The organism is Aliiroseovarius sp. S2029 (assembly GCF_023195575.1).
Lineage (GTDB): Bacteria > Pseudomonadota > Alphaproteobacteria > Rhodobacterales > Rhodobacteraceae > Aliiroseovarius > Aliiroseovarius zhejiangensis.
On the sequence record NZ_JALPQE010000020.1, the window covers coordinates 1 to 1,053 of the forward strand.

Here is a 1,053-nt window from a genome sequence, read left to right on the forward strand (position 1 = left end):
TCGAAATCGGAATTGCCGAGTTGAGCTGAGGCAGCAAACCCGCAAACCGTTCAAGCGTGGAAAGTTCGCCATAAGTTGGCAAATACAGCAAACCCCCACCACCTGTTTTTGAGGGCGTGTAGCCATCGAGCCTGAGATTGCCGACGGAACGCGCGACCGCGTGTCCCTCCACCATCTTGGTAGAGTATGGACCATACATCATGTTGAGATCGGCGCTCGTGCGCCACAGTCCATAGTTGTAGTACTCTTTCGCCATGCCATATTGCACGACGACGGTGCGTGCATGTCGGAACCTTGCGTTCAAGTGCTTTGGCGTCATGACGAAAATGACGTCAACCTGCTGATCGACTGCGCTCAGATTCGACTCATCAACCACAACATGTGGACAATCAAGTGAATCGAAGAAATCCCGAGAGAAACCAAAAGGTGTGCTTTTTCTTGTTTCTACAACGACTAAAGGGTTTTTGATTGCCCGTATCAGAGGCTGGTAAATCAGATAGTGAAAGGGGTGAGAGATAACGAAACCGACTCGTATATCGTCCAGATTGCGACGCATGTTTTTTCCGTTACAATTAGATCAGCTTAAGCGGGAATGAATTCATCTATCAACGATTGAACGTGTGGTCTAGCGAATAAGTAGTGCCCGTCCGTTGAACCCGCCCTTTTGCGCTTGGACGGTGCCTGTTACGCTGCCTGAGCAGCGTAACGCCAAGGGAGGAGCTCTTCGAGGCGTGTGATCTTGTGGTCGGCGATCTGGGCAATTGGAGTATCTGGATGGTTTGATCATGCGGCGGATTAACTACATCGCAAGGACGTGAATTCGCTCGCTAACACAAGACATCGAAACGACAATGTCTTGAGGAGAGCAGTCATGCCTTATAGTCCTACAGCCAACAATCTTTCTGACGCGATCGACGCATCAGGCCTTACCCAACGCGAAATTGCCGACCGGGTAGGGTTCAACCATCCAAACGTTCTGTCAATGATGAAGCAAGGGGTGACACGTGTTCCACTGCAACGCATCCCTGCGCTTGCTCAGACGCTTGGTATGGA

General features: G+C 50.7%; 2 protein-coding genes. One reads left to right on the forward strand and one right to left on the reverse strand.

What is annotated here, in order from left to right:
* On the reverse strand, positions 1 to 556 hold a 556-nt coding region (locus MUY21_RS15950), incomplete at its 3' end, for a hypothetical protein (protein ID WP_248411262.1).
* Between the two features lie 315 nt (positions 557 to 871).
* Here MUY21_RS15950 and MUY21_RS15955 point away from each other — a divergent pair.
* Positions 872 to 1,053: helix-turn-helix transcriptional regulator (locus MUY21_RS15955; protein WP_248411263.1), on the forward strand; the 182-nt coding region annotated here is incomplete at its 3' end.